At 60.8% G+C, this 6,367-nt stretch carries 7 protein-coding genes; 3 read left to right on the forward strand and 4 right to left on the reverse strand.

The genetic code is table 11. The features are described from left to right. Positions 1 to 414 (reverse strand): SDR family NAD(P)-dependent oxidoreductase (locus EN893_RS13820; RefSeq protein ID WP_127269399.1); only part of this gene is annotated, 414 nt, incomplete at its 3' end. A gap of 199 nt (positions 415 to 613) precedes the next feature. On the opposite strand from EN893_RS13820, the gene EN893_RS13825 reads away from it, so the two are divergent. After that, on the forward strand, positions 614 to 886 hold the full coding sequence (locus EN893_RS13825) for a hypothetical protein (protein WP_023809470.1): 273 nt from the start codon (positions 614 to 616) through the stop codon (positions 884 to 886). A 106-nt stretch (positions 887 to 992) separates the two neighbouring features. On the opposite strand, the gene EN893_RS13830 is transcribed toward EN893_RS13825, so the two are convergent. Continuing rightward, positions 993 to 1,649: a response regulator gene (locus tag EN893_RS13830; protein ID WP_127269400.1), complete on the reverse strand. Its 657-nt coding sequence runs from the start codon at positions 1,647 to 1,649 to the stop codon at positions 993 to 995. A gap of 271 nt (positions 1,650 to 1,920) precedes the next feature. Here EN893_RS13830 and EN893_RS13835 point away from each other — a divergent pair, with 271 nt between their 5' ends. Further along, positions 1,921 to 5,031 (forward strand): CheR family methyltransferase, encoded by a 3,111-nt coding sequence (locus EN893_RS13835; protein ID WP_127269401.1) that lies wholly within the window; start codon positions 1,921 to 1,923, stop codon positions 5,029 to 5,031. After that, positions 5,028 to 5,408 carry a response regulator gene (locus EN893_RS13840; RefSeq protein WP_127272254.1) on the forward strand — a complete coding sequence of 127 codons (381 nt, stop codon included), beginning with the start codon at positions 5,028 to 5,030 and terminating at the stop codon, positions 5,406 to 5,408. The genes EN893_RS13835 and EN893_RS13840 overlap by 4 nt, the downstream gene beginning before the upstream one ends. A 20-nt stretch (positions 5,409 to 5,428) precedes the next feature. Here the strand turns inward: EN893_RS13840 and EN893_RS13845 are convergent, their stop codons facing one another. Further along, complete coding sequence (locus EN893_RS13845) at positions 5,429 to 5,668, reverse strand: hypothetical protein (RefSeq protein ID WP_127272253.1); 240 nt, start codon at positions 5,666 to 5,668, stop codon at positions 5,429 to 5,431. A gap of 162 nt (positions 5,669 to 5,830) precedes the next feature. Beyond that, a partial coding sequence (locus EN893_RS13850; RefSeq protein WP_348632476.1) for a zinc-binding dehydrogenase occupies positions 5,831 to 6,367 on the reverse strand: 537 nt, incomplete at its 5' end.

Below are 6,367 nucleotides of genomic sequence, written 5' to 3' on the forward strand. Positions count from 1 at the left end.
GTCGATACGCCGGCCGTCTGGCGTTGCATAGAGCCCTTCGCCATAGACGCTCATCGACGAGGCGACGACGATCCGTTCGACCGGGTGCTTGATCAATGCTTCAAGTAGCGTTGCGGTGCCGAGATCGTTGGCGCCGACATAGCGCGCGATCTCATACATCGATTGCCCGACGCCGACTTCCGCCGCCAGATGAATGACCGCGTCAACGCCATCCAGCGCATTGGCGACCGCCTCCCGGTCTCGGACATCGCCCTTGATCAGCTCGGTCCCGGCGGGAAGCGCGACGGCTTCGCCCGCATGCACCTGCTCCAGCAGCGCATCGAGGATGCGAACCGAATAATCCTGCTCGACGAGTTCCTGTGCGACATGCCGGCCGATGAAGCCGCAGCCTCCTGTAACCAATATGCGTTTCACGACGACTCCTCAGACAAGTAACCTCGGCGCCCCGAACTTTTCGGCAAAAGGTTTGTTCCCTTGCTTCAACAAAGTTCCTTTGGCGGACTTCGTTGGGAGCCGGCATCGCGATCACGGCGCGGTGCTGGAACATTGACGCCCTTGTGCTGTTAGGACGCCCGACAGCCCGCGTGTCCGCCGATGATCAAAGGAGATTTCAATGTCTCAGTCGCAAACGACCACGAACCATGACGAAATTCGCAAATGGGCCGAGGAGCGGGACGGCCGGCCGGCGGTGGTGCGCACCAAAGGCGAGGGCGGTATCCTGCGGATCGACTTCGGCGAGCCCGAGGAAGCATTCGAGCCCATCGAATGGGACGAGTTCTTCCGGATATTCGACGAGAATGATCTGGCCTTTCTGTATCAGGCCAAGACCGGTGAGGGGAAAGCCAGCCGTTTCAACAAATTCGTCGAGCGCAATCAGAAGGGCTGATGACGCAGGCCAAGCGGCCGATCTGTACGGCCAAGTTTTCGAGATGTGGTGAACAATGACGGCCCCGCGGCTTGGCACTTCAGCCTGAGAGGCCTTGGAGGTAAAACTAATGCATCAGTTTTGCGCCGCGGGTTTTCGCCATCTCTCGCATGATGCCGTTGAGCCAGTTTTCAGTGGATTGACCAAGCTGTCTGCGGTCGACATCCCGGATCGCTTGCTCGAGCGTCCTCTCGACGAGCCGATCCGATGCGTCGACGTCTCCCAGCAAAAGGCGCGCCGCAAGTCGCAGTTTGGGCAAAAGCGCGAAGACGTCGTCGGACGGGTCCGGTACGGAGGTCGCCCGTCCCGATGCCTGCGGGGGAAAGAGTGCGTTGAACACGGCCTGGCTGCCCGAGGATTTCCGCAAATTGCTGGCGTAGCGGAGATGATCGGGAATGGCGATGTCGTCATCGCCACTGAAGAACACGAAGGGGACACCCCGGCGCATCAACTCATCGGCGATTGGAAACACGCGTCGGCCATTGAGATTGACGTCGAGAATTGCAGCTTCGGCCGTCCCGGTGTGTTTGGAAGCCTGTTCGACAGTTGCAGCGGGACCAAGGATTATGGCGCCCATATTGCTGAAAAACCGCGCAAGATCTCCCGCCATCGTCCATTCGTCTTCGACTATCAGAATATGCAGCCCCCGCAGGTCGCGCACGTCGTCATCCTTTCTTGGAACGGAGGTTAGAATGCAGCGGATTTGCTTTCCGAATTCTGTCATCCAAGGCCGCCTGCAACCGTTTCGCAAGCGTCAGCATGCGATCCGGGACGGGCCCCGCATGGGAAGCTTCGAGCGATCCAGGCGCTCCTGATACCACCGGCGTCGGGAGTTTTATGTCAGCAGATCGTTTTGCCATTGAACCACCATTGATATCGGGTTCAACGTCATCTCTGACGTCTTGTTCCATCCGTCTTGCGCGCTATATGGTTGTGTCCTGTTCGATCCGGCCTTGAGGAGACTTCATGTCGGGTCGGCGAAAGGGGGACATGCCGTGACTGCCCGATCGACTAGATTTCCCATCGTGGGCATAGGCGCGTCCGCGGGCGGCATTCCCGCGATGGAGGGCCTTTTCAAGGGCGTGACCGGCCAGCCCGGCATGGCGTTCGTCATCATCACGCATCTCAGCCCCAACAGGGAGAGTCTGTTGCATGAGGTTGTCAGCCGCTACACCGAGATGCCTGTTTCGGTGGTCGAGGATGGCACGGTGGTTCAACCTGACCACGTCTATGTGATGCCGCAAAACGTGACATTGGCCATTGAATCGGGGGTGCTGCACCTGCGTCGGCCCAATGGGCTTACCCAGGAGCGCAAGCCCATCGATATCTTCTTCAGCGCACTGGGTGAAGACCAGGGCGAATATGCCGTCGGCGTTATCCTGTCGGGCGGTGATTCCGATGGAACCCTGGGCGCCAAGGCCATCAAGGAGCGGGGCGGGTTTATCGTCGCGCAAGCGCCGGACGGCTACGGGCCGCGCAATCCCGACATGCCGCAGAGCGCTATTGCCAGTGGGCTCGTCGATGTCGCAGTGACTGCCGAGGAGATCGGGGCGAAGCTGGAGGCTTTCGCCCGCGGCTTCGACACGCTGGACGGGTTGGCGGAAGACGATGGCGATGAAACGCCCGACATCGACAAGGTGCGAGAACAAATCTACGCCATTCTGCGCAGCCACTCCGGCCATGACTTCTCGGGCTATAAGACCAAGACGTTCCTGCGCCGCGTGAAGCGACGCATGCAGATCGCCCAGGTCCATTCCATCAGCGGCTATATAGACTGGCTGAAGAAGGATGCTCGCGAGGTGATGAACCTTTTTCGCGATCTGCTGATCAACGTCACCAACTTCTTTCGCGACCCCGATGCCTTCGAGTTGCTCGGGCGAAAGATCATACCGCAGCTGTTCGAGGGCAAGACCGCCAGCGACACCGTCAGGGTCTGGGTTCCGGGATGCGCCACGGGCGAGGAGGTGTTCTCCATCGGCATCCTGCTGCGCGAACACATGGAGACGCTTACGGTCGTTCCGCGCGTCCAGATATTCGCCACCGACATAGACGAGCCGGCGCTGGCGGTGGCGCGGGCGGCACGCTATCCGGAAGCCTTGCTGCAAGGTCTTTCTCCTGAACGCAAGCAGCGGTTTTTCAACGGTGATGGCGAGAGCTATGTCCTCAGCAATGAGGTGCGCGAACTGTGCATCTTCTCGCCGCACAGCGTCATTCGCGATCCACCCTTCTCGCGCATGGATCTGGTCTCCTGCCGCAATCTGCTGATCTATTTCGGCCCGACCATCCAAAATCGCGTCATCCCTGTCTTCCATTATGCGCTGAAGCCCGGCGGATACCTTTTCCTCGGCACCTCCGAAAGCGTCGGGCAGCACGACGATCTGTTCGCCACCGTCGACAAGAAGCATCGCATCTTCCAGGCGCGGGAGCATGCCTCACCGCACATCAGACTGCCGGCCCTGATCGGAGAAAGCCATTCCAGCGTCTTCCCATCCGAAAGTGCCGGCTCGAAGAAGGGACTTGTCGGCTATCCCCTGCGGCAGGCGGTCGAGGCGCAGGTGCTGGAACGGTTCGCGCCGCCGCATGTCCTGGTCAACGCCGAGGGCGATGTCGTCTATTATTCGGCCAGGACCGGCAGATATCTCGAAGCGCCACAAGGGATTCCCAGCCGGCAGTTGCTGACGATGGCAAGGCGTGGGTTGCGGCTGGACCTCCGCGCCGCACTGCGCGAAGCGACGACCACGCGCCGCACAGTGGTGCGGGAAAACCTCACCGTGGAGGAAGACGACGAGCGGGTCCAGCCGATCAGGCTGACGATCGAGCCGCTCGCCGAACGCGGCAATGGCGAGCCGCTCTACCTTGTCCTTTTCGAGCCGTCGGGGCCGACCCAGGCCCGGTCCAACGAAGATGGCGGCAGTCGTGACAGTGACAGCACCGCCGATCTCGAGCGGGAACTGCGCGATACCAGAGAGCGCCTGCAATCGACGATCGAGGAGTACGAGACCGCGCTGGAGGAGGTGAAATCGTCGAACGAGGAACTCGTCTCCGTCAATGAGGAGGCGCAATCCACCAACGAGGAACTCGAAGCCTCGAAGGAAGAGATGCAGTCGCTCAACGAGGAGCTCAACACGATCAATGCCGAGTTGACGGCCAAGATAGAAGAGCTCGACCACGCCAACGGCGATCTGCGCAACCTGTTCGAAAGCACCGACATCGCGACTATTTTCCTCGACCGCAGCCTTGTGGTCCGCACTTTCACGCCGGCGGCGTCATCTTTCTTCAGCCTGCGCCCCTCCGATGTCGGCCGGCCGCTGACGGATCTGTCGAGCCAACTCGACTATCCCGAGTTGAAGCAGCACATCGACAAGGTGTTCGAGACGGGCGAGATCCTGAATCACCATCTGGCACGCGATGCCAGGGGCCTGTTCCACATGGTCCGCATCAATCCCTATCGCGACAAGGGCAACAGGATCCAGGGCGTGGTGGTGACACTTGTCGATGTCACCACGCTGGCACAGGCGGAAGAGCATCAGCAGGTGCTCATCTCGGAACTCAACCACCGGGTCAAGAACATGCTTGCGGTGATCGCCAGCATTGCAAGCCGCACGCGGGAAAGTTCTGATACGAAGGAGGAGTTCGCGGACGCGCTGATCGGTCGCCTGCATGCCATGTCGCGGGCCTACGGCCTGCTGACCCGGGAGAGATGGAAGGAAGCCTCGGTCAGGGAATTGCTCCAGCAGGAGCTCGAACCATTCGGCATCGAGCGGATCGAACTCGATGGCGAGGATGTCAAACTAGGTCCGCAACAGGGGCTTTCCCTGAGTATGGCCATTCATGAACTGGCCACCAACGCGGCCAAATACGGCGCTTTGTCAAAAACCGATGGCAAGGTCAGTGTGCAATGGTCGATCGAGGACGACAGTTTCACATTTGGCTGGCGAGAAAAGGACGGCCCTCTTGTAAAGGCGCCGTTGGACAACGGCTTTGGCCTGACCCTATTGCAGGGAGAAATCGGTTACAGGCTCGGCGGCCACGTCGAAACCGCGTTCCACAAGGACGGCCTCAGCGTCCAGATCGCGTTTCCGGCAAACCACAAGGAGGCGCCGTGAGCGACGACAAGCCGCGCGTTCTGGTGGTCGAGGACGAATGGCTGATCGCCGAAGACATCGCGTCACGCCTGCGTGCGGCGGGTTATCCGGTGATCGGCCCGGTCTCGTCGGCCGCCGCGGCTCGTCAGCTTATCGATGCAGGCAAAGCCGACGTGGCGCTGCTGGACATTCAATTGAACGGCGAAACAAGTCTGCCCGTGGCCGAAACATTGCTGGCTCGCGGCATCCCCTTCGCCTTCATGACCGGATTTGGGCCGCGCGACGTTCCCACACCCTTCCGAAACTGCAAATTCGTGCCGAAGCCGGCAGGCGACGCTGCACTTCTCAACACCCTGGCCGACCTGGCATCGCTTCGTCCCGACAAACACTCGCTGTGATTTCAAGAGGCCGGTTTCGATCAGTCCAGGGGCTTGTCCGTCGGCCGAGGCGTGGTGCTCGCCTGACGCGGCCGCCCGGCGTTGCGATTGGCAACCGGATTGTCCAGCGGCGCGGTCGACGGCCGGGATGTGCCTGCGGTTTTCGGCGTCTCCGGCTTGCCACCGGCATCGGTGCCATTGGCATCCCGCTTTGGGTGCGGCAGACTATCGGCGTTCGGAGACCGGACGCTAGGTTTGGATGTGGAATTCTCATTGGTCATGCAACACCTTCCTTTGCAGCCGGTGGGGCACGGCGGTCTCGCCGCCGTGAATTCTGCAGGTCAACCGCTGCCGCGATCGAAGGTTCCAGATCGCCAACGGGTCCGTTGCGGTTCACGGCAGCGAACTTGCTCAGGGCAGACCTGGTGCGAGAACCCGACGTCTCAGCCATGCGGTCGCATTACCACCTTGATGCAGCCATCCTGCTTGTCACGGAACGTCTTGTAGAGGTCCGGTCCCGCTTCGAGGTCTGCCCGGTGCGTGATCACGAAGGAGGGATCAATGTCGCCCTTCTGCACCATGGCGAGGAGCGGTTCGAGATAGCGTTGCGTGTGCGTCTGACCCATCCGGAAGGTCAGTCCTTTGTTCATGGCGGCGCCGAACGGAATATGATCGACGAGGCCGATATAGACGCCGGGCACCGAGATGGTGCCGCCTTTGCGGCAGGAGTAGATTGCTTCGCGCAATACATGCGGCCTATCGGTGCCGAGATAGACGGCAGCCTTGACCTTGTCGAGCATGGAGTCGGCACTGGCGGCGGGATCCGACTCGGTCCCGACACAGTCTATGCAGCGATCCGGACCGCGGCCATCGGTCATCGCCATCAAAGCGTCGTAGATATCGGAATTGCTGAAGTCGAGCGTCTCGGCCTTGCCGTGCTCGCGAGCCATCGCCAGCCGCTCCGGCACCTTGTCTATGGC

The sequence above is a fragment of the Mesorhizobium sp. M7A.F.Ca.CA.004.04.2.1 genome (genome assembly GCF_004022825.1).
Lineage (GTDB): Bacteria > Pseudomonadota > Alphaproteobacteria > Rhizobiales > Rhizobiaceae > Mesorhizobium.